Consider the following 23,980-nt stretch of genomic DNA (forward strand, 5'->3'; position numbering starts at 1 on the left):
TTATATTTATTTATAATTAAGATAATATTTTATATTTTATTTACAATTAGCATGAATTCCTATATAATACAATTTAGTATCTGTGTTATTTGTAAAATCATGTATTTAGGAGTAAATTATTATGAACAAAAAACATTTAGCAACTGCTTTTGCAGTATTTGCAGCGACAACAATGTCTTTCTCTGCTTTTGCTGCAACTATCGATGCTAATGCACGCGCTTATGAACGTGCTTCAGCAGAGCAATATTCTTATCCTGCACCACAAGCGGCTACGCCAGCTTACCAAACTAGTTATGCCACAAGTGCACCGCGCCCTGGTTACAAACCATTGCCAGCAGTGCCTTATACAGCAGGCGATATGGCTCAACAAATGCCTGTATCTAAAGAATTAGGTGATCCAATCTTTGTGGCACCACAAACAACAGCTGTAGGTCTTCAAATCATGGATCCTATCCCTACTGAAGCCCAACCGGTATACCAAGAAACTGTAAACTCCGTAACAGCTAATGGCAACGGCAGCTCCTACATTTCTCGCTACAAAGCTAACCAATTAAATGCGTTTGACTTATTGTTAAATGGCAAAACTTACACATATGACTTGCCTGCATACACTAATGGCTACCAAGTTAAAACTGCTAGCTCTTACAACCGTGCTGGCAACGGTGTTGCGAATGTATTCTCTACAAACGTAATCACTGAAGCAGTTGTAAATAACAACTCTTTGCGCATCACTGTAAACATGACTCAACCAACAGCTATAGCAGCTGCTAAATTGCGTTCCATGCAACAAACTGGTCAAGTAGCAAATGGTGAAGTAGCTGCATTGTTCGCTTACAATGAAAGCTATGATGGTGTAAAACAAGCGGCTCATTACGATATTTTCAACAATAACGGTCGTTACATCGTTGTTAAATCCGGTGCTGTAACTGTACCAAATGGTGCGCAACATCCTTACGCAACTGCATTATTCGCAGTAACTGAAGACACTGTAGCAGCTGTAACCGTATCTGGCAACACTGCTGAAGCTTCTGATTTAGTAAAAGGCACTGCATACGCAATTGCACAATCTGCTAAGGTGTCCAATAACAAAGTATCTACTAAATCTAAAAAATAATTCGTTACGAATTTAATTTTATCTGGTGAAAGCCCCCAACTTTCACTAGCACAAAAGACTATAAATCACTAACTCCCCCAATGAGGCAACTCATTAGGGGAGTTTTTATGTTCTTTATATTACGTTGTATTATAGTCCCGTTCCAGTTCTATTATAGCTCCGTTATAATCGCGTAAAGACCTCTAATGCCTTATACGCCATTAATCGATAACCACGCTCGTTGGGATGAACCTCTCCGGCAAAGACAATTTGTCCAATTTGATCTGCTTCAAACAAGGTAGTATAGAAATCTATAACTTTAATATTATGCGCCTCTGCGTAAGCTTTTAGCTGTTCATTAACCTCTCGTACAACCAGATCCAATCCGTCCATATCGCTATCAATTTGAGTTTCTAAACCGATGATTACCTTCCCTTTTGTACTAGCCAGCTCAATAGCTTTCACCAAAGCCTTGTACACATAGGTACTATCTCGACCTTGTAAAATATCGTTAGTGCCACACATCAAGAAAATATAACGTGTTGGATCGGATACAGCAGTAACCGCCCAATTTTCAATATTATATATCATCCCCTGTACGGAGCAGCCATCTTCACCATAATTTGTAAAATTAACACCCTCTATGGATGCATCACAGATTTCGACCCAACCCCGTCCATAAGGCACATCATAGCCACGCGTAATGCTATCGCCAAAACAGATGATTTCCATTTACATCCCTCCTGTACTATGACTCAATCATATAATAAAAGAACACCATACACAATATACATATTAATTACAAAAAGGACCCGTTTTGAACTGCCCTCCAATTAGATACAATTTTTAGAAAGGCAGTTCATTTACGGATCCTTTTATATTATTTAAGACGAATGAAGAACAATGCACATGCACCGATAATAGGCGCTATAGCGATAGACATCAAAGACATTTGGTAGCTACCCGTCATGACAAGGACATTGCCCAAGAGAAGTGGTGCCAAGAGTGCACCAATTTGGTTAAACAAATTTACAAAGCCCGCTGTTGTGCCGCGTAAATGAGGCGCTGCAGATTGAACTACAAGGGCATTGGTCAACGCACTATGCATAAAGGCACCTATACCGAGGATTGGACCTGTTACAAAGAGCATATTTGGATTTGCCGTACTTGCAAACAAGATTAAAGCTGGCGCAAATAAGAACATAACGAGCGCCGCTAAATGGTTCTTCTTAATTGGCAAAATATCAGATAAAATACCGATCGTTGGTTTTGCAATTAGCGCAGCCGTACCGAACACGCTCATGACTTGGCCTGCATAGATAGCCGTTACACCTAATTGTTTAACCATGTACAAGTTCGCCCATTGCGTTACGCCCCAAGTCGTACCTGTTGCGAAGAAGCCAGCAATCGCTAAGCAACGAATATTGCGGTTAGAAACGATGTGCTTCAAGTTTTCTACTAAAGACGTTTGTCCTACGCCAAGCTTAGCAGCCGCTTCAGAAGCCTCTGCCTCTCGTTGTGCGAGAACTTCTGCACTAGGCTTACGCACCGTGAAGTAACATAACACGAGTACTACCAATGGCAAGATTGCTGTAGCAAGGAATGCAGTTTGCCAACCGTAATGTGTAGCCACATACGGTGCGTAAAGGTTTACCGTAGTAATACCAAAGGAAGTACAACTCATGAAGATACCTACGGCCGCACCGCGTTGGTTCGGACCGAAGTGATCGCCGATAGCACTCAAGCAAGAAGCTTGTACAGGGCCAGACATAACACCTAGCAAGAAGCGCAAGCCCCAAGCCATGTTATAGTCTGTAATGGTACTCATCAAAGCCGTTACAGCAGCCATACCAATCAAACTAAACAAGATAGTACGTCTATAACCGATTTTATCGGCTAAGATGCCACCTGGTAATACCGTTAACGCATACCCAAAGTAAAAGGCCGAAATGTGTTGAGCCCCCATCTTAGCTGTAAAATGCAACGCCTCATTGAGGATAGGCATAACAGATGCCCAAGACAAGCGCATAACAAAGCTCAACAAGAACGTGAGCCACACGCTAGCGAGAATTAAAATCTGAGTTCGCGAGAAACTAAGTCGATTCATACGAGCTCCTTTCTACAGAAAACCTAATAAATATATCGATAGCATATCATAGTGGACAAATATTGAAAAGGACATCTATTATTAGATGTCCTAAACTATTGATTATGCTATTATATTTTTGAGGGCGTAGAAAGGTCTATTTATGGCTAACAAGAAGTCAAAAAAAATTTTCATCGAAGAAAGCACTAATATAAATAAATTAATAGAGACTAGAGGCGGTAACCTTCAAAATATAAATAAACCGCCAATAAGTGCAGCAGATGAACTATCTAACTATATAAATAAATTACCTAAAAAGAAAAAATAATTACTCATCTTGGGTTACTGGTATTCTGACATCGTATTCTTTAATCATAATACCTAGTCTTCCATCATAGTAAATATGCTTATACGGAATTTTCCCTAATCGTTCTTCTAATTCAATAAACTGATCCTCACAGGGTTCAATTCCTAATTCCTTATATTTTTCTACACAGTTATTTAAACGCCCTCTACATATAAGCTTGTCATCTTTATAAAGTTCGATATAATGACGATATTTCCTATCATTAAAATATGTATCAAATATACTTTGATTTAGCGTGACCGCAGTTTTCTGCGAACCTCTAGCTTTATTTATCCAATATGTATACCACTCATTCAAGCGATACGTGATTAAACCTAGTATAGTAGCTACTATTAAAACTAATCCAATATACTTGGCAATAAATTCTAAATTATTTGCATATACTTGTACATCAGTAGCTTGTAGAGTTGAGTAATTAAAACAAAGCCCATGAATAGATACAAGCATAATAGATACTGCAACAATTGAAATAATTCCACTAAACATCAAGCAATATAATGTTTCCTCGAACGTGCTTAAATCATCACGTACGTCATTTGTATGCTTATAGATTTTTCTAGCAATATAACCTGGAACAATAAGTAATAAAATAGCTAACTGATTTTCCATAGTCTCACCTCTTTCAATTCCACTATATCATGATTATCTTTATTTCGCATCAGAGAACATTTAGTATTATGTAATATATAAAAAACTGTATCACATTTGATCTGCACCCATTCTCTTGGACAGCTATAATTAAGCTACTTTTGAGAATGAGTTCGGTATTCTACCGGGGACTCATTCCGTTTAATTGTATGCCTATTCGGCATAAAAAACGCCCCCATTACATACTGCATGCAATGGGGGCAAATCATTTTATTCTTTTGGGGGCAAAATGATGGCAAAATTGTGTTATAATTCGTTACAATTCGTTATAATTGTAATCTTACAATACCGTTATAAACTCTTATTCTTACTATATTTGTTATAGTCCGTTACAATTTGTTATAATCTGTGGTAATTGTATGTATTGGTGGCGGAGATAGTAGGTATTGAACCTATTTTACTGATAGTAACTGGCTTTATAATCATGTCTTGTATTTAGGGGGGCAAAAAAGGGGGCAAGTATTCTCTTATGCTTTTCGTTGGTTTAATTTTTCTATTACATCATCTTGCATTGATTTTGTAACATGAGTATAAATACTAAGCGTTGTATTAGGGTCATTATGTCCTACACGTTGCATAATTGATTTGAGCGGTACTCCTAATTCTGCTAACATACTAATATGAGTATGTCTAAAAATATGAGTAGTTAAATGTTTCCCCTTTATATGTACTGCTTTCAATTTCCTATTTAAGAATTGAATGTCATAAGGGTTACCACGGCTAGCAGTAAATATATAACCATGGTCTATATATCCCTCAAACCATAAAGACCGCCGTTTATTCTCTAACATGATACTATTAAGAATACTAACCGCCCTATCAGATAAGGAAACATCACGAACAGAATATATATTTTTAGGTGTTCCTCGCTTAACCTCGCTACTATTTTTATAATCGTACTGGATTGTACCATTGATATTAATAGTAGCGTTTTCTTTATCATAATCACAATACCGCAAGGCTAATAACTCACCTATGCGTAAACCTGTTAAGCTGATAAACTCAAACAATAAAGAGATACGGCTATCTTCCTTTGATAGTTGATATAAAGCATCTTTCAATTCAACCGCATCAAGAAATTTACCTTGCCTTTTAGCTATTTCCGTATGGCTGAAAGGCTTTTTCTTTATCTCAATATCATCATAGTCAATCAAGTTAGGTATTAATCGTTTCCGTTTAGCATGCTTACAGATTGCCCTCATTGTTGTAAAAGTAGCCCTAACATACGAATATGAAAGATTTTCAACATAATAGACCTTATGTAATACATCTTCCAATATAACCGCCGTTAAATCTGCTATAGGTAAACTCTTATCAATGTATGTAAAAATCTTATTTACATAAATTGTATGGTTGATATGTGTAGACCTCTTTACAGTAGGTTCCGTATGTTCAAGCCATGATATGGCCACATCATAGAATGTTACTACCTTATTTATATCTAAGTCTTTTACCGCCTGTTCATACTTCCGTTGTAACTCTATTGTTGCCTGCTTTCTTGCATGACTACTATTAGTATTAAAAATTACAGATACTTTTCGTATCTCGCCATTAGGTAATTCAAAGCGTTCACAATATTTATATCGTGTACCCTTTTTACTTTGTCTTTCTTCTATCCACATAGTACCGCCTTTAATAGCGACTATATGGGGGATATCTATTTCTTACTATCTAAATATCTTATTAATAACTCAAAATAAGCATCTTGTTTTTCGCTAATTTTTTTCAACTCTTCACTTATAGAAATATTGCTTTGAACTTGATATTTATCATCATTTTCTAATTCGTTAGGATATCTAGCAAATATAGGATAAGTATCAAAAGTTTTACCTATATATGATGCAAAAAAATGAAAAATCCACCCTTTTAAGTGTTTTAAAGAATTAACAGGAATATTTTCACTAAACGATAAATCATTAAATATTACTTCAAAGCCTAATAAAACACTATCATGGAATTTATCTTCTTCTTGTATCAATTTATATGTAACATCAACATAGTACTTTATTTTCTCAATTTCTATTAACAATTCAATCTTAGGCTTATCAATATTCAAATCATTTACATAAAGAGAAAAATCAAAATCTATATTTCCTTTACTTCTTAGCTCGTAAACAATCTTTTCTAGCTCAATATGACCCTCTTTTTTATTATTTATATAAATTTCTACTGGTTCAAATATTAGTAAATCATTTAAAGAAGTTATCCCTAAATAATGACAAAGTGTATTTAAACTTTTAGAAGAAAGGCGTTCAAAGTCATTACTCATCAAGCTATCTATAAACGTCCTAGATAATTTACTCTCTCGAGATAAAGGATACGGTTTTATCCCCTTTTCCTCCATAATAGTCGCTAATTTTGAAAATATCATATAATCACCTCTATACACAAAATTATAAGTTACAGAAGTGTTTTTGTAAATTACAAAATTGTATGTTTACAAAGCAGTCTTAAAAGTGTATTATGAAATTACAAAATTGTTGTATAGGACATCAAAGGCGGTGAAAAAATGAGATATATAGCAAAACAAGATGCTTTAAAAAATGCGTTTTTAGAAAATGCAATGACTTACAAAGAAATTTGTACAAAAGCCCAAGTATCAACATCGACAATTGCCAACGTTTTAAATGGAAAGTCGATAACGGCAAAAACCTGTAACAAAATAGCCGATGCACTCTCTAAACCTGTTACAGAATTATTTGAATAGAAAGGAAGTGAATATATGCAATTAATGGCAACGCAACACTACGGCGGAAATGACTTTTCATTTTATAGTGCTAAACGGAAAGACATTTTCATGACTATTAATGAATTGGCGGTAGGCTTTGGGTATAAAAGCAAGAAAGGTATTGAGGAAATACTAAGACGTAAACCATATCTAAAAGAAAACAAGTACTCTTTTATTTCAAAGGTTCCTGTACGTAATTATGGTACCCCTCAAAGCGTGGGTACCACAAAATCAAAAGTACAGTATCAAGAGGTCAGATTATTTACAGAAAGAGGAATATTTGAAATTGGGTGTATATCTCATACCGCAAAAGCTGAACAATTTAGAGATTGGGTGTTCAATCAGTTAAAGAAACTAAGAACCTCATTTACTAAAGGTATGATAGCCCATAACGGAAGTAAAGATTTACAAAAGATGCTACATGATGCGGTATTCAATAGCCCTATATATAAAGAGAAAACCGAAGATAAAAGGCGGTTAGCTATTACAAACTTTAACAATCTACTTATAAAGACCGCATCAAAAAGCCGTGTTAAATACAAGGAAGATATGACGGCGGAAGAAATTCAGAAATTAGAGTATTTAGAACATAAAACAATAGCCCTATTACATGAGGGTAAATGTTATCAAGAAATTAAATTAGAATTATAAAATGAATAACAATGAAAGAAATTACTAAAGCATTTCATATCAAATCATATAATTACCTCACCTGCTTTAGTAATATTTCATACATTGATACTCACAGATATTCAGTAATAATCACATAAAAAACCACTAAGAATATAGATAATTACTGCATATATCACACTTTAATATTTTTGATTTGCCTAGCCTAATTCATTTCAAACGAGCGTTTTAATATTGTTAGGTACAATCATCAAGCCGTGTACAAAAACGAGCATACAGGCTAAATAAATGAATTTTATTTTTACAGAAAGGATAATTTTTATGAAAACTGGTTTTTCTACTCCTCAAACTGGAACATTCTCACCTATCATGGTTCAACCTAAAGACATTGTAACCATGTTTAGTATTAGTCGGAGTACAGTAACACGGCTTATAGGGAAGATGCTACTTGATGATAAATACAAGAGTTGCGTTACTAGATTAAATAGAAACCTTGTACTAATTGATGTACAAATGTTTACCGACTACCTTAAAGAACAAGATTTGAAAGGCCTAAAAGCATAATGAAACAAGCTAAACATAATATCACAATTAAACAAAATACAGAAAATAAAATAGTTATCGGTCTTGATGATTGCGGACTTGATGCGGTTATCACCTTTGATAGTAAATTCAATTACAAAACATCAGAAAATATCACCGATGTTAAATGTTATTTAGAACCAACTAACAACGAGGAGAATTAAAATGAGTAACAATATGAAAGATTTAATGACTGATAAAGTACATTTTGAAATATGTCAAATTGGAAGAGATTACATTGATAAATTCGAAAACGGAAGATTAGATATATATATGAAATGGTAGCTATTCTGAGTTTAAAACTTTTTGATAAAGGTGTTGAATGTATGGCGGAATATATGGAACAAAAACAATGCGTACACAAATAAAAAAGCCCATGATGCGGTAACATCACAGGCTAAAAGAAAGGTTATGTCTAGGCTAATAGAACCACCTTTCTTTTATATTAGCATACATTCTATTTCTAGTGAATACAAAGAGAGGTGATTATATGGGCTTATGTGAAACAGATACTATAAAAGAGATTGCAACTGCTGAATTTAATAAAAGAATACAAAGCGGAGAAAAATGCAGTTTTGACGAAATACATAATAAATTAAGAAAAGAAAAAGGCTATCCCCCATTAAAAACAGAGGAACAAGATATAGAAGAGATTATAGACCCTATCAACGATAAACAACATTACTTTTGGGTAAAATTGCATCATGATTTTTTTGATACATTAATAATCAAAAAGTTGAGAAAAAAACCTAAAGGCGATACCCTCGCCCTCTTATATCAAAGAGTTATCTTGTTAAGCCTTAAACATAATGGATATATCTGTTATGAGGGTATGGGTGATGATATTACCGAAGAAATATCTATTACAACTGGTGAAAACATCGATGATTGTAGGGTACTAGTTGATTTCCTAGTAGACAATGGCCAAGCTACCCTATCAGATGACAAAACCTATATTTATATTCATGGCTACGAAGATTGTACAGGTGCTGACAAACCAAAAACACGCATGAAACACTCACGCATAAGAAAAAAACAACAAGAGCAATACAACCAGTTAAGCTAGGTAATTACTGGTTTAATCGATTACCCCCCCTCTTATCTGTTACAAAACGTAACTACATTGTTACGATACAGTTACGAAAAGTAATGAAAGCGTTATAGAATAAGAATAAGAGTAAGAATAGAATAGAATAAATCAGAATAAAAAAAGAAAAGAAAAAAATTAAAATAAAAAAAAAGAACAAGAGAAAGAGGGAGAGATAGAGGGGAGATTATAAGAGGGGAGAAAAACGGCGAGCGTTTCACCTCGCCTTTTCTATTTTTAGGAGCCGATACAATTCATGATATTTAGAATATTAATTATCAAGCATTGTCTATTTATCCGTGATTAAACAGAGAGTATATCAAACCAAACCACGAACAAACAACGAGAATTTACTAAATTAGGTATACCAAATGGCAACCAACTGGCAACCACGTATACAATATGGATACAATGCGTATACATGTATTGATGATAAGGTAGGAATGAATGAACGCAAGCGATTATAGAGCATATAGAGATGAGCAAGTTATACGAAAGGAATTAAACAAGCCTAAAACCACTAAAGAAAGCCATACTAATAACTACTCATACACGGTTACTCAATCATCTAAAACTATAATAACTACCAAAGAGCAGGCCATAAAAGATACTTTGTTAAGTTATAAGCGACTTAATAACAAGTATCTTGAATTGAATGAAATGATTAATCACTATACCCCTACTGCTAATATTGCTAAATATGGCGATATAGCATCACGCACCAACAAGAAACACGATATATCAGATGAAATAGTTAAGCATGAAAAGATAGCTATACAACTTATCAATACATCTATGATGCGGTTACATATTAAAGACTGCTTGTACAGTACTACCGCCCTAACCCATTCAGAAATTCTATACTTGATAAATGCTTATGTAGACGAAAGAGAAAAAATCAGTTATGCTAAATCTAAGCGGATAATTAAAAAGATTGTTAGTCTTAATATTAAAATTCCTACGATTGAACAAGCTAAAAAATATCTAAATGAGAAGTACAATGAAAACCCATGACTATATAAGAGCATCTATTTTGATTAAACATACAATATGAATAGTATAAATTAATCAAGATATACACTTTTCAAAGGTCAATTATACATGACTTACAGTAATAATCTATAAAGCCAGTAATGATGCGGTTTTTCTAAAAAATAACTTCCGTTTTTACTTCCACTAAGTATATATTATCGGAAGTAAATATTTTTCTATAACACAAGAGCATAACTAAATTAAGCAACAAATGAGAACCCCCATTATAAAAAAAATGGGGGCTTTTTATATATTAGATGCTTTCAAAAAACTAAACATTTCAGATACCCTAAAAACTAATAAACCGAATACCCTAAAAAAGGGCTAAAGAAAACTAAGGTTTACTATTAATAGAATGTAATAGCGTTACAAACCTGTTACATCAATGTTACATTACTGTTACATCAAAACATACCGCATTAAGCAGTTAAGAAAAGTTAAGGTTATCTATTAATAAAGCATACAAAAAAGCAGTACTACTAGTCGCCCAACTCAGAATGGCAATAGCCAAGCGGCCGGTCAAATGACTAGTAATACTGCTTTTGATACTATAAGTATAATAGACATATCAAACATCGTCAATAATAGAACCTATAGCTAATTTCATACAAAGCTATTAAACATATATTAACATTTGTTAACATACTCTAATATATAATAAGAACCCTCTACCGATTAGATAAAGGGTTCTCTATAGTACTATACAAGGAACGGGCTCCAATTGCCTTACCAAGTATAGTACTATATCAAAAGAAACGAGCAACAGGCAACAAATGGCCCAACTGGTCTCTAAAGATTTATATTATACGAATAGTATAGCACAAGTACGAGATTAAAGCTATATATAAAACCCTCTAGGCGATAACCTAAAGGGCTTTTTAGAGATGATTATATGATTTTGAAAACATTATATTTACTGCTTTCCCCTCTATTCTACCACATAAATTTTAGGGGGCAAAAAAGGGGGCAAATTATACTTAACTTATAGACTACTTATGAATATCTAAGAGTATCAATAAAGCAGGTTTTATCTAGTTTTATTTACTCTTTCATATTCTTTGATAGTCATTGAAATTCATAAAATTGAATGGCGGAGAGGGTGGGATTCGAACCCACGGCCCCTTGCGGAGTCACTGGTTTTCAAGACCAGCTCCTTAAACCACTCGGACACCTCTCCATAACGGTACTATTATATCAAATTGGTCTAATAATAAGCAACAACGTAATACGTAAATAAGCAATAATATAATACATAAGCAAGCAAAAAAAGCTGACTTACAGCCAGCTTTTTCATTTATATTTAACATTTAGTATTGCCCTAATCTATTAGTTATTTGTCATATATGTTAGAATAGGTCTTTTTTCCACATGCCTATGATAGCAATGATGGAACACACCACGGAAATACCTACTACTTCGTAAAATCCATTTGGATCATCCTGGAATGGCAACGCCACATTCGTTCCCCACAGGCTGAATATGATTGTGGGCACCGCCAAAGTAATCGTAAGGGCCGCCAACATTTTCATAACCATGTTGAGGTTATTAGAGATGATAGATGTGAAGGCATTCATCATGTTCATCAAGATATTGGAATACATTTCAACCATCTCAATGGCCTGTTTATTCTCGATGATAACGTCCTCTAGTAAGTCCTCATCCTCTTCGTACATCTTGAGCAAATGTCTATAAGTGCTGTGACCACGCAAGCGCAATAGGCGTTCCATAACAGTTCCATTCGTACGCAATGCAGAGGTAAAGTATGTCATGGATTTCTGTAATTCCAATAGTTGGAAGAAGTCTTTATTCTTCGTTGTATGACGCAACTGAACTTCAATATCGTCGGTACGGCGGTTAATTTGTTGTAAGTAACGTAAGAACAATGTGGCTGTACGGTACAAAATTTGGAACAGGAATCGCGTCTTTTTATATGTATAGAATGTAGACAGTTGGTTTGAAATGAACGGATACAACACCTCGGATTCTTCAAGACATACAGTAATGAAGAAGTCAGGCGTCAAAAAGATGCCAAGTGGCACCGTATCGTACATATCATTACCGCGAATCGCAGGAATGTTGATAACCACGAAAATATAGTTGTCCTCTAATTCCACGTGAGAACGTTCTTCCATATCGAGAGCGGTCTTTAAAACGTCCGTTGGAATTTCCGTCAAAATATTGATGAGGGACAACTCATCGGGGTCTGGGTTCACCAAATTTACCCAAGAACCTTTTGTGGCATCTGATACAGTGCAGTCTGAAACCAACTCTTCTTCTATGTGTTTGTACACCGTGATCATGCTATCCCTCCTTCCAACGAACATATAGTAATCATCTAATAAATTATATACTATTTTATAGCTATTATTCAATTCAATTGTGAAAGTTTTGTTTATGTAGTATATACATAAACCGCTTTATGTCTATTAACAATGCACAATTGTATATGTTAAAAGCATCTCAAAACATCCTTTTATCAAATCTACCAAAAAATCTAACGAGCACATAGATTAATAAGGCTGCTAAACTAAAAAATCCACCAAAAGATTAAACCACTAAAACTTACAGTCAGTAAGTATGTAAACATATAATCAGCAATATATCATTAGGTTAAAGCTTATAAAAATAACCTCTATACTGGCTTGTCGCTAATATAGAGGTTATTTGTTTTATCCCAATCTGTCAGATCAGAATAATGTCATTTGTTATATTTCTGTACTGATCTATAAGATTACTTTCACCAAATTAACGGCGCAAGATACGAATAGAGTTCAAGATACAAAGAATGGATACGCCAGTATCACCGAATACCGCCCACCACATGGATGCATAGCCCATAAGACCTAGTGCCATGATAAGAATTTTAACGGCAATAGCGAATACTACGTTTTGCCATGCTACGCGCAAAGTCGCTTTGGACAAGTCAAGGATATGTGCAATGGCAGTCAAGGATGGACGCATGAATACAACGTCTGCCGCTTCGATAGCCGCATCGGCACCGCTACCCATCGCGCCACCTACATCAGCACCAGCAAGCACTGGTGCATCGTTGATGCCGTCGCCTACGAACATAGTTGGACCATATTCAGAGCGAATATCTTGTACAACAGACAATTTATCTTGTGGCAACAATTGAGCACGAACGGCACTTACGCCAGTTTCTTTGGCAATATAATTAGCACTTGCTTCAGCATCACCTGTAAGCATGACTGTTTTAATATCTTGACCATTAAGATCTGCAATCGCTTCTGCGGAATCTGGACGAGCTTCATCAGCGATAATAATGCGACCAAGGTATACATTACCTTCTGCTACAAGAACTTCTGTACCGTATGCAACAGGTTCTGTTGGATAGCCTTGAACAGCATAGCGTTCCATGAGACGACGATTACCAACGAGGACTTGTTGACCATCAACGGTGCCAACCATACCTTCGCCTGCTAATTCTTGAACAAAGTCAGACGCTTCTACAACGATACCTTGTGCCTTTGCTTCGGAAACGATGCTTGTTGCGATTGGATGTGTAGATACTGCTTCAATAGCAGCCGCCATAGATAATAATTGAGCATTGCTCACATGGGAGCCTACAGTTTCTACGTTTTGTACTTTAAATTCACCAGATGTGATAGTACCAGTTTTATCAAGAGCTACTGCTTTCACATTAGCCAACGCCTCGATAACGCGACCACCTTTAAGCAAGATACCGTGTTTAGACGCATTGCCGATACCGGAGAAGAATGCGAGTGGCACGCTAAGCACCAATGCACATGGGCAAGAAATAACGAGGAATGTTAAGGCTGTGTAGATCCATTTATGCCATTCACCTGTAATAAGGGACGGAATGATAGCTACAGCCAATGCAAAAGCTACAACGATTGGTGTGTATACGCGAGCGAAACGCGTGATAAAACGGTCGATTTTAGGTTTAGAAGATGCTGCATTTTCCACGGCATCAAGAATTTTAGTAACCATGGATTCTTCAAGAACCTTGTCCACACGCATCGTAATGCGGCCAGATTCGTTGATGCAACCAGACATGAGTTGAGTGCCAGGTACAGCGCGAACCGGTACAGGCTCACCTGTTACAGGAGCTGTGTTAACGCGAGTTTCACCTTCAAGAACTGTACCGTCTAGAGGGATTAAATCACCAGGACGAACTTCGATAGTCCAGCCTACTTCAACCTTTTCAGGAGCCATAACTACGATTTCACCACCACAGCCTGTGTCTACAACGCGCACCTCTTGAGGACGCATGTCGACAGCGTTCATGATTTCTGTACGACTACGATCAGTTGCTTTTTCTTCGAAGAACTCACCAATACGGTAAAACAAGATAACGCCTACTGCTTCAGGCAATGCATCGATTGCAATGGCGCCCAATGTAGCGATAGACATCAAGAAGTTTTCATCGAATACTTGACCTTTTAAGATATTGCGACCTGCGATACGCAATACGGGGAACGCAAGTAAGATATAGGCAATATAATAAATTGGAGTTTCAATACTCTCTGGCAAGCCGATGGATGGGACAAAGGATGACAAAACTTCATAAATCATGAATAACAAACCTGCTACGATGACTACAATTGTTACAGCATCACTACCACGATCCTGGTCAGGACCATGATCATCCATAGCCGCTTTAGATTTACGCTCGTAATCCGCTACTGTAACGCCCTCTTCGATGGCATCACAAATATCTTGAATGTCACGTTTAAGCGCTTCACGGTCTTCCCAAGAGCCGGTTAATTTTAATTGATGTGTAGCAATTGTGAAATTTGCAGTCTCTACAACATCCATTTTACGGATACGATCTTCAATTTTTGCTGCGCAGTTCGGACAGTTCAAATCCTTCAACAATAATGTTTCTTCCATGATATCTCCTTTGATAATAGTGAAAGTTTCTATCCTGTATTGTAAGTTAATTTATTGTCTATGTCTAATACTTATTAGACATATCTTGTTCCATATCTTTTTAGATATGTTCCTAAACATTTTTCATCAGATATTTTATTTATATGAATATCTGTTCATATGTTTATATTATATTGAAGGAGATTAAATGTCAATACAAAATTATATTCACTATATATTAAATTTTATTTACTTTAGTTCGAACTATATTCATCTTATATCAAATTTCGTTCTACTAGGAATTTATGTGCCACATCAGCTGGCAATTGATGTTCCGTTTCAACGGCGTAATTCATCTTCGCCATCTCTTGATCTGTAATCGTATGATTCAAACTTTCTAATACAGGCCGCAGTTCAGGATGAGCAATCAACACTTCGCTACGCACCACATTACCAGACATATAGGATGGATATAAATGTTTATCATCTTGTAACACCGTAATCGGTGCAATACTTAATTGACCATCAGTCGTGAATATCGGCATTGCATCCACCTCTCCACGACTAATAGCCGTATATTTTAGACCTATATCCATATCTTTAGTCGCTTTAAAGCTCATGCCATACACCCGTTGTAATCCAGGATAGCCATCCTCACGACCAAAGAAATCATATTCCCCTCCTAATGTTAGGGATGGTGCTATACGAGCAAGATCAGAATACGTTTTTACGCCATAACTCTGAGCGATTTCATTACGCACCCCTATGCCATAGGTATTATTAAAGCCGTACATGCCGACCCACTCAAAATTATATTTCTCTTTATAAGCCTGTGAAAGCTCATTAAATAAGCTTTCATCATAAGCATCTGTACGTTTTAACACAGCAGACCAAGCCGTCCCCGTATATTCAGGATATATATCAAATTGGCCGGAAAGCATAGCTGGTTGAATATTTGATGTACCACCACCTACACCTTCTGTAACCTCTACGGTTAGATCAGTCTTCTTCTCGATTAATTCTTTTAAAACATTCCCCAAAATAAGCTGTTCCGTCATAGGTTTCGTTGCAATATGAATAACATCGGTCTTCACATGACGGCAATACATGGCCCAGCCACCTATACCCATCGCAATTATCGTCATAATCGAAACAAATATAATCGTATAACGCTTCATATGGGGGCTAATATGCGTTACTCTTTCACCTAGAGAAAAGAGAGCATCAACGGTAATGGCTAATAGGGCAATCAGTAGACTACCGGCAATCGTCAAAGCACTTTGATTCGTTGTAATCCCCCTATAAATCGCCACACCTAAGCCACCAGCACCAATAAAGGATGCAATACCTGTCAAGGCAATGGTCATAACGAGCATGGTCCGTATACCAGCCATAATCGTCGGCATAGCCAAGGGAATCTCTATATTCCACAAACGTTGAATCCGCGTGAGTCCTAATGCAATTCCCGCTTCACACATGGCTTGATCAATCTGGTTAAGACCAGTAAATGTATTTCGTACCATTGGTAATAAAGCATATATAACCAATGCAATAATAGCCGTCGTATTACCAACACCCGATACATACAACAAAAGGCCTAACATCGATATAGATGGAATCGTATATAGGAAATTAACCCCTACCATAACTGGCGTAGCTAGCCGTTTATATTCATATATAAATACACCCAATAATCCACCGATGATGGTAGCAATAACAGAAGCTAATACTGAAATTTCTATATGCTCCCATAATAACTGGAGAAAAAAATCATAGCGATTGATAAGTAATGATATGACATCATGCATTACATACACCGCCTTTCTAAGTTAAGAAATAAAAAACTATATAGGTATACTACAGCTAACCGAATTCAAGAATTTATTATCAAGCTATAATAACCCATAATATCATTGTATACCTAATTATTCCTTAACTCTAGTCTATTTACCATACACAGCAAAAACCGTTATATTTATATTTACATATCATACATATTCAGCTCTTTAATATGTCTGAAAGGAATAACAGTCCCTTGTACAGAGAGAATTTGTAATTGCTCACTAATCATATCAACCGCACCTATAAGTTCCGTATATTTTCGTTTGTTATAGTAAACAATTCGTACCCACTCCCCACAACGTACAGATTGTAAAACTGTATTTAATTCATCTATTTGATCCTCTGACAACTCTGCCCGATCTTCTTTTGGCCTTGCTATAGCGGTTAATAAAGCTTCAAAGCCCCTCAATGCCGCAAAGGGCATAAATTGTTTTGCTCGCTGTAAACGAGACATGCGATGTTTCATTAATGTATACCTCCCCTTACGCGACTAATGTATCCATTATAATATCTATTCCCCATTATGACCGCCTACCAAGGTATTTCTAAAGCGCATGGTTCCTTCCTCTTGTAAGCTCGATGCACGCAAAATAGAATTCTTACCAAACTGTTCCTTAATGGATAGCATAGCCTCTTGTACCTGTCGTTCCTTTTCCTCTGCATTTGTAGTAAGAGTACTAAATAGGTCCACCTCTTGAGGTATGGCAGATCGATTGACTAAATCCTCAAAGCTGATTCCTATGCGACGGATGAGCTCATTTTTACGGCAATACTGCTCGTATAATTTAATAACTGAGGCCGTCAACGTTTGTAGAGAATCTGTGTACTGCTTAAGCTTTTTAGAACCCCCTGTAGAGCGCACCATTTCATCAGCATAGCCGATATGGACATGAATATGATTTGTGACCCCTTTGATTTGTAAAAGCTCTAACACCAAGGACTCTACCATTTCGCGCATAGGCACGTATACCTCTTCATAGGTATAATTACGCAACAAAATCTGACTGTGCGAGATAGAGTGCTTAATAGGTCGATACGCATGGATATCCGCAATCGTACAAGGCTCACGGCCCCAAGCATGATCGATTATGAGCTCTGCATTAACGCCGAACTCCTTATACAACTTCGCCTCAGGCACTAAGGTAACTCCATGCAAATCATAGGCACCATATTTATGTAGTCGATTAGCTATGCCCTTACCAATCTGCCATATATCGGTCAAGGGCTGGTGATACCAGATTTTCTCTTTAAATAAGCTTTCATCAAGATAGCCTATAAAATCAGGCGCATGTTTCGCCAAAATATCGAGGGCAATCTTGGCGAGAAACAGATTCGTTCCAATCCCAACGGTAGCATAAATCTTCGTTGCCGCTAGCACCACATCGAGCAACATCTGCGCCAACTGACGAGGCGTCTTTTTATATAGTGGTAAATAGGGCGTGATATCGATGAAATACTCGTCGATAGAGTACACATGTACATCCTCAGGCGCCACATACTTGAGCAAGGTTCCATAAATCTCAGCAGACACCTGCATATACCGCTTCATATGTGGCTTCACCGTCAAATACTCAATATGCGGTGGAATCTGAAATAATCGACTGCGATTTTTAACACCTAACTTTTTTAAGGCAGGAGAAATAGCCAACGTAATAGCCCCCTTGCCACGAGAACCATCGGCCACCACCAGAGGTGTTGTAAACGGATCCAGTCCCAAATCGGCGCATTCTACAGACGCATAAAAACACTTCAAATCAATGCACATATACAACCGATCCGTATCAGCTGACCCCATACAAACACCTCCCCGAACCGCTAAAAAACTGGCTTTTACAAAAATTAGAACACAAAAATTTCTATGATTAGTATAACAAAAATATAGAATATTTTCAAACATATGTTTGTTTTTATATTTAAAAAGAAAGGACTATACTTATGCAGCGACATCAGGTCACGAGGAGCAAAGAAGTATAGTCCTTTCTTTTTAATTAAAATGTAGCTATGTCACGGGGTCCCATCAATATAGGGCATCCCACGGATAGTTTTCATTATTGTTCTGGCCCTAGGTCTCGGAATTCTACGTCTCTAAATTGTGTTAATTCTCCAACGAATTGGAGTTCCACGGTACCGACGGAACCGTTACGGTTTTTACGAATGAGGACTTCTGCATTGTCCCCTTTTTCAGAGTTTTCATCATAATATTTATCACGGTACAAGAAGATAACGATATCCGCATCTTGCTCGAGGGAACCAGATTCACGAAGGTCCGAAAGTACAGGCCGTTTATCTGGTCTGCTTTCAACACTACGAGACAACTGAGACAAAGCGATAACCGGTACGTTAAATTCACGAGCAATCAGTTTAAGATTACGAGAGATTTCGGACACCTCTTGTTGACGATTTTCACTGCCCTTACCAGCATTTCGACCTTGCATCAACTGAATATAATCGACGATAACGAGATCGAGACCATGTTCCACCTTGAGACGGCGCAATTTAGAGCGCATATCTTGTACGGTAAGACCCGGCGTATCATCGATAAAGAGCTTGGATTTACTCATGCGGTCCGCTGCGGCAATAACCTTTTCCCAGTCAGCAGGATCCATGTTCGCACGGCGCAATTTTTCAGAGCTCACACCTGCCACGGAGGACAAAATACGACCAACGAGCTGTTCCTTGCCCATTTCCAGGGAAAAGAACGCCACTGTCTTGTCGTACAACATCGTTACGTTTTGAGCGATGTTCAAGGTGAAAGCTGTTTTCCCCATCGCAGGACGAGCTGCTACGAGGATGAGGTCAGATTTTTGTAAGCCGTTGAAAATGTGATCCACATCTTTAAAGCCTGTTGGCACACCTGTAATAGCACCATCATGCTGTTGCAGTGCATTGAGTTTATCTAGATTAGATAAAACCACTTCACCAATGGCTGCAAAGGATGATTCAGCCTGAGTTTGACCGCTTACATCTAGCACCATTTGCTCTGCCTTATTGAGAATGGCCGTCGGCTCATCTTCGCCAGCATACGTCATGCCTACGATTTTATTCCCTGCATCGATGAGGCGGCGCAACTGAGCTTTCTCACTGATGATTTTCGCATGTTCCTCAACATTGTAGGAAACCGATTCATTCGCAAGAGATGTAATATAAGCAAGACCACCTACTGCATCAAGGCGCTTACGACGGTCTAGTTCTTCACCAACGGTGATAAAATCAGCCGTCTTATTGGCATGCACGATTTCTAAAATAGCATCGTAAATAATACGATGTGCATCGCGGTAAAAATCTTCAGATTTAAGAATACTCGTCACCGTATCTACAACGGCTCCCATATTGGATCCATTAGTTAATAAAGCCCCCAAAACGGCCTTTTCCGCATCTAGATTATGCGGTGGAATGCGTACATCCATGATAATCCCCTTCACACAACCACTATGGATAAAAGAATTCACCATACTCAAAGAGCATGGTGAATACTATTATTCGGCTACTACATTAACCTTGATAGTACTTGTAATTTCAGGATGAACACGAACTAGTACGTCATGTACGCCCAATGTTTTCAATGGTTCTTTAATTTCAATTTTCTTTTTATCAATATCTACTTTATATTGAGCTTTAGCAGCATCGGAAATATCTTTAGCAGTAACGGATCCGAATACACGGCCTTCTTCGCCCATGCGAACTTTTACAGTTACTTCAATCTTAGTCAATTGAGCTGCCAAAATCTTAGCTTCGTCATTTGCAACGGCTTTATTATGAGCAATAGATTCTTGTTTTTGTTTCGCATTATTTACGTTAGTTGCTGTACCTTCAAGGCCGAGGCCTTTTTTGATCAATACATTGCGACCATATGCATCGCTAACTTCAACGATTTCGCCTTTTTTACCAACTTTTTTAACATCTTCTAACAATACTACTTTCATTGTTGTTCCTCCTCTTGTTCTGCGGAATGAAGTGCCTCAAGAGCATGCTCCAAGATGGCCTGCTTCGCTTCCTCTATGGTCATACCTTGTAATTGAGCACCAGCCACAGTTCTGTGACCGCCACCACCCAAGGCTTCCATTACAACTTGTACGTTTACCTTGCCTTTGGATCGAGCGCTGACGCCGATACCGCCGTCATTCAAGGAATATAGTACAAAAGCTGCTTCAATATCTTCATTACTAATGAGCATGTCCGCACTTTGTGCAGCCAACGCCATCATATCCTTTAAACCTTCAGGCGCTACGGAAATAGCAATCCCTTCAGTACGACTTGCTTCAAATACCATTTTAGCACGCAATTGGATAGAATCGAAAGTTTCAATAAACAATTGTTTAACTCTGTCGATATCCGCTCCTGCACGGCGCAAAAATGCTGCAGCCTCAAAGGTACGCGCACCAGTTTGTTGAACAAAGTTCTTCGTATCTAATACGATACCTGCATAAATGCCTGTAGCTTCCGCTTTTGAAAGTTTCACAGGAACGCCTGCATATTGAACAAGCTCTGTTACGAGCTCAGATGTGGACGATGCAGTTGGTTCCAAATAGGTGAGCAATGGATTTTCTACAAAGTCCGCTGCACGACGGTGATGGTCGATAACGATGCGTCGTTCAGAAATTTCAAGCGCCTCTTGAGCCGCCACCATTTCTTGACGGTGCGTATCACACACGACAGTGAGCGTATTCGCATCTACCCATACTCTTGCAGCTTCTGCAGTAATAATATTCTCTTTCCAGAACTCTGACTCGTTAAGAACATTCACCATTTTATCGATGGCGCTAGTTTCTTTTGAAAGCGCAATGCGCACGTCTTTACCAAGTGCTCGAGCAATGGCTGCTACACCGATAATGCCACCTAAGGCATCATAGTCTTCGCGCTGATGCCCCATGATAAGGATCTTATCAGAATCAATCATAAGCTCATGTATCGCTTGAGATACAACACGAGCACGAACGCGCGTATTCTTCTCAACGCCTGCCGTATTACCGCCAAAGAAGCGCGTACTTTCACCATCCATAATACACACTTGGTCACCACCGCGACCTAATGCAATATCTAAGGCTGCACGAGCACGGCCAGATACATCTTTCACAGAGCCTACATTTTCACTAATACCAATGGAAATCGTAGCTGGTACTTGACGAGGAGATGGTACTTTCCGGATTCGTTCGAGCACTTTAAAACCATCTTCCTCCATCTCATGAAGTGCACCACGAGAAATGGCAAAGGTATACATATCATCTTGGAAGTTACGAATAAAACCTTCGTAGCGGTCAATTTCATCCATGATGATATTATTTATATCTGTCCAAATACTAGTATACTCACGATCACTAAGACCTTTTGTCAATTCTTCGAGATTATCAATCTGAATCATGCCCCATACAGGCTGGCCCTCTTCCGCTTTAATACGGGCTTTTTCTAAGTCTGTAATGTCCTTGAAATACAATGCCATCACTGCATGTTCCGCGAGTTCATCTTCACTATCAATATCTGATCGCGTATCCCGAGGATCGATAAATTTATAAATAATTTGGAAGTATCGATTTTCATATTTTTCCGTCATATATCCGGACTTACCCCAAATTTTATCGATACGGAAACCAGGTAACAACGCAGACATTTTTTGGAGCTTATTCCAGTCCACCTTAACCCAGTCAGCGAAAACACTATTATTCCACACCAAGGTGCCTTGCTTATTAACAAGAACAATCCCCATTGGCAAATTTTGTAAAGCAAAGTTAGAAGCTTGTGTGACGTTTTTCATCATCGCACTAAACTGTTCTCTTGCTAAACGACGCCGGTTATGAAGGGTATTATAATTAACCAAATACGCCGCTACTACAATGATTAATGCTAAAATTGCAATAGCCCAATTTAAATAGGCCAACAATAATAGCAATAATACGAGAACGGCAACAATGGTAATTTCTAAACCTTTCCATCTCCGTTGAAAGGATTTCATAACGGCCTCCTTTCTATTATGAGCTACGTTTTTCGAAACGTGCTCTCATATCTAAAAACATATCAAAAATACCATAGAAAACAAGACCATACGGACTCATTGTATATAAGAAGAAAAGAATTATAAATTGAAAGAATCCATTTACTCCATAGTTTTTCATAACTGCCATTAAACAGGTAATACCATTAACTAAGCAAATGAAAGCCCCCACAAAAGCAACATTCATTCCGATATCTTTAAGTAAACTATTATCATATCCAATATAGGATAAGCCATAAATAATAATAATCCCTATGGCTAGAACTCCAGCACCCCAAATCGGCATACGCCAAGTAGCCATGGGAGGTAATTCTCTATGAACTGTATTAGTTCGACGACCAATATAAGATACTAACTTAGCCATGATATACGTTATGATAGAGCATGCACAGAACCATAATGACAACATCATACGTTCTGCTTGAGCAAATGAATAATTAAGTTGCTGAATCATCGTATCAATCTGTTCTTGCGGTGCTGATTGCTGTCGTATAGACTCAATCATAGCTTCTTTTAACTCATTATTTACATTTTGTCCTAAGCTAATAAAATCTACAGATGCAAAACTATTAGCAACCACTAATTGTAAGAGGCCCATACCAAGCAATACAGCAGCAGGCACTAATATTAACTTTCTAAAAGACCAGTTTGCTCTAAAAGCTTCCCCCAAAAATATACTAGGCAATGAATATACTAAAATGGTAGACATAGCAATTAATGGTCCAAGAAAGAGTGTTACTAATATAAAGGCTACTATTGAGGAAGTACAGCTATATCTACTACCCCAACGGATACCAATGATAGAAATACCTGCTGGAGCTACCATAGTTGCTAGAAAAGCTGAAAACGGCATGACTGCCCCAATTATAGTCAACATAGCAACAATGGTCGATACAAAGGCAGTTTCTACCATCGCTCTTGTATTTGTTTGTTTCATAAATCACCATTCTTACATAAGAAGATATATTAATTGGTATCTTTTAATTATAACAGTTTAAAAGGGTAACTTCAAATACCCCATATAGTAGACGAATGCGATAGCAAT

General features: G+C 37.4%; 22 protein-coding genes and 1 tRNA gene. 8 read left to right on the plus strand and 15 right to left on the minus strand.

The window, feature by feature from the left end; all coding sequences use genetic code 11:
- Positions 1-121: 121 nt before the first annotated feature.
- Complete coding sequence (locus DW000_RS03090; protein WP_021148621.1) at positions 122-1,114, plus strand: hypothetical protein; 993 nt, start codon at positions 122-124, stop codon at positions 1,112-1,114.
- A 162-nt stretch (positions 1,115-1,276) separates the two neighbouring features.
- Here DW000_RS03090 and DW000_RS03095 read toward each other — a convergent pair whose 3' ends face one another.
- Complete coding sequence (locus DW000_RS03095; RefSeq protein ID WP_120054961.1) at positions 1,277-1,825, minus strand: GDSL-type esterase/lipase family protein; 549 nt, start codon at positions 1,823-1,825, stop codon at positions 1,277-1,279.
- Between the two features lie 148 nt (positions 1,826-1,973).
- The gene (locus tag DW000_RS03100; RefSeq protein WP_008602189.1) at positions 1,974-3,200 is read right to left on the minus strand and encodes an MFS transporter; all 1,227 of its coding nucleotides are present in this window, start codon (positions 3,198-3,200) and stop codon (positions 1,974-1,976) included.
- Between the two features lie 142 nt (positions 3,201-3,342).
- Between DW000_RS03100 and DW000_RS09800 the strand changes: the two genes are divergently transcribed.
- Entirely contained in the window at positions 3,343-3,507 is a 165-nt protein-coding gene (locus DW000_RS09800) for a hypothetical protein (RefSeq protein WP_165850977.1), read from the plus strand.
- On the opposite strand, the gene DW000_RS03105 is transcribed toward DW000_RS09800, so the two are convergent.
- The 3 genes from DW000_RS03105 to DW000_RS03115 all read right to left on the minus strand — a co-directional run bounded on the left by DW000_RS03105 (position 3,508) and on the right by DW000_RS03115 (position 6,565).
- Entirely contained in the window at positions 3,508-4,155 is a 648-nt protein-coding gene (locus DW000_RS03105; RefSeq protein WP_120054963.1) for a DUF6338 family protein, read from the minus strand. It lies immediately after the preceding gene.
- 506 nt (positions 4,156-4,661) lie between these two features.
- Entirely contained in the window at positions 4,662-5,816 is a 1,155-nt protein-coding gene (locus DW000_RS03110; protein WP_120054965.1) for a site-specific integrase, read from the minus strand.
- Between the two features lie 35 nt (positions 5,817-5,851).
- Positions 5,852-6,565, minus strand: coding sequence for a helix-turn-helix transcriptional regulator (locus tag DW000_RS03115; protein ID WP_120054967.1), 714 nt, complete (start codon positions 6,563-6,565; stop codon positions 5,852-5,854).
- A gap of 138 nt (positions 6,566-6,703) precedes the next feature.
- Here DW000_RS03115 and DW000_RS03120 point away from each other — a divergent pair, with 138 nt between their 5' ends.
- The 6 genes from DW000_RS03120 to DW000_RS03145 all read left to right on the plus strand — a co-directional run bounded on the left by DW000_RS03120 (position 6,704) and on the right by DW000_RS03145 (position 10,235).
- Positions 6,704-6,901, plus strand: coding sequence for a helix-turn-helix transcriptional regulator (locus DW000_RS03120; protein ID WP_120054969.1), 198 nt, complete (start codon positions 6,704-6,706; stop codon positions 6,899-6,901).
- Positions 6,902-6,916: 15 nt separating this feature from the next.
- On the plus strand, positions 6,917-7,573 hold the full coding sequence (locus DW000_RS03125; RefSeq protein ID WP_120054971.1) for a BRO family protein: 657 nt from the start codon (positions 6,917-6,919) through the stop codon (positions 7,571-7,573).
- A gap of 300 nt (positions 7,574-7,873) precedes the next feature.
- Entirely contained in the window at positions 7,874-8,116 is a 243-nt protein-coding gene (locus DW000_RS03130) for a hypothetical protein (protein WP_120054973.1), read from the plus strand.
- The gene (locus tag DW000_RS03135; protein ID WP_120054975.1) at positions 8,116-8,298 is read left to right on the plus strand and encodes a hypothetical protein; all 183 of its coding nucleotides are present in this window, start codon (positions 8,116-8,118) and stop codon (positions 8,296-8,298) included. Before DW000_RS03130 ends, DW000_RS03135 begins: the two co-directional genes overlap by 1 nt.
- Before the next feature lie 326 nt (positions 8,299-8,624).
- A complete protein-coding gene (locus tag DW000_RS03140; protein ID WP_120054977.1) occupies positions 8,625-9,200 on the plus strand; it encodes a phage replisome organizer N-terminal domain-containing protein in 576 nt (191 codons plus the stop codon).
- A 468-nt stretch (positions 9,201-9,668) separates the two neighbouring features.
- Positions 9,669-10,235: a hypothetical protein gene (locus tag DW000_RS03145; protein WP_120054979.1), complete on the plus strand. Its 567-nt coding sequence runs from the start codon at positions 9,669-9,671 to the stop codon at positions 10,233-10,235.
- A 1,106-nt stretch (positions 10,236-11,341) separates the two neighbouring features.
- On the opposite strand, the gene DW000_RS03150 is transcribed toward DW000_RS03145, so the two are convergent.
- The 10 genes from DW000_RS03150 to DW000_RS03195 all read right to left on the minus strand — a co-directional run bounded on the left by DW000_RS03150 (position 11,342) and on the right by DW000_RS03195 (position 23,872).
- Positions 11,342-11,430 (minus strand) — tRNA-Ser (locus DW000_RS03150).
- Between the two features lie 169 nt (positions 11,431-11,599).
- On the minus strand, positions 11,600-12,553 hold the full coding sequence (locus DW000_RS03155; protein WP_004694714.1) for a magnesium transporter CorA family protein: 954 nt from the start codon (positions 12,551-12,553) through the stop codon (positions 11,600-11,602).
- 445 nt (positions 12,554-12,998) lie between these two features.
- Entirely contained in the window at positions 12,999-15,128 is a 2,130-nt protein-coding gene (locus DW000_RS03160; protein WP_120054981.1) for a heavy metal translocating P-type ATPase, read from the minus strand.
- A 254-nt stretch (positions 15,129-15,382) separates the two neighbouring features.
- A complete protein-coding gene (locus tag DW000_RS03165) occupies positions 15,383-16,915 on the minus strand; it encodes a glycine betaine ABC transporter substrate-binding protein (protein ID WP_120054983.1) in 1,533 nt (510 codons plus the stop codon).
- Between the two features lie 173 nt (positions 16,916-17,088).
- Positions 17,089-17,415 (minus strand): YolD-like family protein, encoded by a 327-nt coding sequence (locus DW000_RS03170; protein WP_118091242.1) that lies wholly within the window; start codon positions 17,413-17,415, stop codon positions 17,089-17,091.
- 45 nt (positions 17,416-17,460) lie between these two features.
- A complete protein-coding gene (locus tag DW000_RS03175; protein ID WP_120054985.1) occupies positions 17,461-18,744 on the minus strand; it encodes a DNA repair protein in 1,284 nt (427 codons plus the stop codon).
- Between the two features lie 253 nt (positions 18,745-18,997).
- Positions 18,998-20,356, minus strand: a complete 1,359-nt coding sequence (dnaB, locus tag DW000_RS03180) for a replicative DNA helicase (protein ID WP_120054987.1) — start codon at positions 20,354-20,356, stop codon at positions 18,998-19,000.
- Between the two features lie 69 nt (positions 20,357-20,425).
- Positions 20,426-20,872 carry a 50S ribosomal protein L9 gene (gene rplI / locus DW000_RS03185; protein ID WP_008602173.1) on the minus strand — a complete coding sequence of 149 codons (447 nt, stop codon included), beginning with the start codon at positions 20,870-20,872 and terminating at the stop codon, positions 20,426-20,428.
- Positions 20,869-22,896, minus strand: coding sequence for a DHH family phosphoesterase (locus tag DW000_RS03190; RefSeq protein ID WP_120054989.1), 2,028 nt, complete (start codon positions 22,894-22,896; stop codon positions 20,869-20,871). The genes rplI and DW000_RS03190 overlap by 4 nt, the downstream gene beginning before the upstream one ends.
- A gap of 16 nt (positions 22,897-22,912) precedes the next feature.
- Positions 22,913-23,872, minus strand: a complete 960-nt coding sequence (locus tag DW000_RS03195) for a DUF2232 domain-containing protein (protein ID WP_120054991.1) — start codon at positions 23,870-23,872, stop codon at positions 22,913-22,915.
- Positions 23,873-23,980: the final 108 nt, after the last annotated feature.

The sequence above is a fragment of the Veillonella sp. AF36-20BH genome (assembly GCF_003602765.1).
In the GTDB taxonomy this organism is placed as follows: Bacteria; Bacillota; Negativicutes; order Veillonellales; family Veillonellaceae; genus Veillonella; species Veillonella hominis.

Excerpts from the sequence above, each read along its gene's own strand:
- DW000_RS03110 (WP_120054965.1), bottom strand. The coding sequence starts at position 5,816 with ATGTGGATAGAAGAAAGACAAAGTAAAAAGGGTACACGATATAAATAT.
- DW000_RS03095 (WP_120054961.1), bottom strand. The coding sequence starts at position 1,825 with ATGGAAATCATCTGTTTTGGCGATAGCATTACGCGTGGCTATGATGTG.
- DW000_RS03090 (WP_021148621.1), top strand. The coding sequence starts at position 122 with ATGAACAAAAAACATTTAGCAACTGCTTTTGCAGTATTTGCAGCGACA.
- DW000_RS03190 (WP_120054989.1), bottom strand. The coding sequence starts at position 22,896 with ATGAAATCCTTTCAACGGAGATGGAAAGGTTTAGAAATTACCATTGTT.
- DW000_RS03145 (WP_120054979.1), top strand. The coding sequence starts at position 9,669 with ATGAACGCAAGCGATTATAGAGCATATAGAGATGAGCAAGTTATACGA.
- DW000_RS03170 (WP_118091242.1), bottom strand. The coding sequence starts at position 17,415 with ATGAAACATCGCATGTCTCGTTTACAGCGAGCAAAACAATTTATGCCC.
- DW000_RS03160 (WP_120054981.1), bottom strand. The coding sequence starts at position 15,128 with ATGGAAGAAACATTATTGTTGAAGGATTTGAACTGTCCGAACTGCGCA.
- DW000_RS03135 (WP_120054975.1), top strand. The coding sequence starts at position 8,116 with ATGAAACAAGCTAAACATAATATCACAATTAAACAAAATACAGAAAAT.
- DW000_RS09800 (WP_165850977.1), top strand. The coding sequence starts at position 3,343 with ATGGCTAACAAGAAGTCAAAAAAAATTTTCATCGAAGAAAGCACTAAT.
- DW000_RS03165 (WP_120054983.1), bottom strand. The coding sequence starts at position 16,915 with ATGCATGATGTCATATCATTACTTATCAATCGCTATGATTTTTTTCTC.
- DW000_RS03125 (WP_120054971.1), top strand. The coding sequence starts at position 6,917 with ATGCAATTAATGGCAACGCAACACTACGGCGGAAATGACTTTTCATTT.
- DW000_RS03100 (WP_008602189.1), bottom strand. The coding sequence starts at position 3,200 with ATGAATCGACTTAGTTTCTCGCGAACTCAGATTTTAATTCTCGCTAGC.
- DW000_RS03155 (WP_004694714.1), bottom strand. The coding sequence starts at position 12,553 with ATGATCACGGTGTACAAACACATAGAAGAAGAGTTGGTTTCAGACTGC.
- DW000_RS03195 (WP_120054991.1), bottom strand. The coding sequence starts at position 23,872 with ATGAAACAAACAAATACAAGAGCGATGGTAGAAACTGCCTTTGTATCG.
- DW000_RS03140 (WP_120054977.1), top strand. The coding sequence starts at position 8,625 with ATGGGCTTATGTGAAACAGATACTATAAAAGAGATTGCAACTGCTGAA.
- DW000_RS03175 (WP_120054985.1), bottom strand. The coding sequence starts at position 18,744 with ATGGGGTCAGCTGATACGGATCGGTTGTATATGTGCATTGATTTGAAG.
- DW000_RS03120 (WP_120054969.1), top strand. The coding sequence starts at position 6,704 with ATGAGATATATAGCAAAACAAGATGCTTTAAAAAATGCGTTTTTAGAA.
- DW000_RS03130 (WP_120054973.1), top strand. The coding sequence starts at position 7,874 with ATGAAAACTGGTTTTTCTACTCCTCAAACTGGAACATTCTCACCTATC.
- rplI (WP_008602173.1), bottom strand. The coding sequence starts at position 20,872 with ATGAAAGTAGTATTGTTAGAAGATGTTAAAAAAGTTGGTAAAAAAGGC.
- DW000_RS03115 (WP_120054967.1), bottom strand. The coding sequence starts at position 6,565 with ATGATATTTTCAAAATTAGCGACTATTATGGAGGAAAAGGGGATAAAA.
- DW000_RS03105 (WP_120054963.1), bottom strand. The coding sequence starts at position 4,155 with ATGGAAAATCAGTTAGCTATTTTATTACTTATTGTTCCAGGTTATATT.
- dnaB (WP_120054987.1), bottom strand. The coding sequence starts at position 20,356 with ATGGATGTACGCATTCCACCGCATAATCTAGATGCGGAAAAGGCCGTT.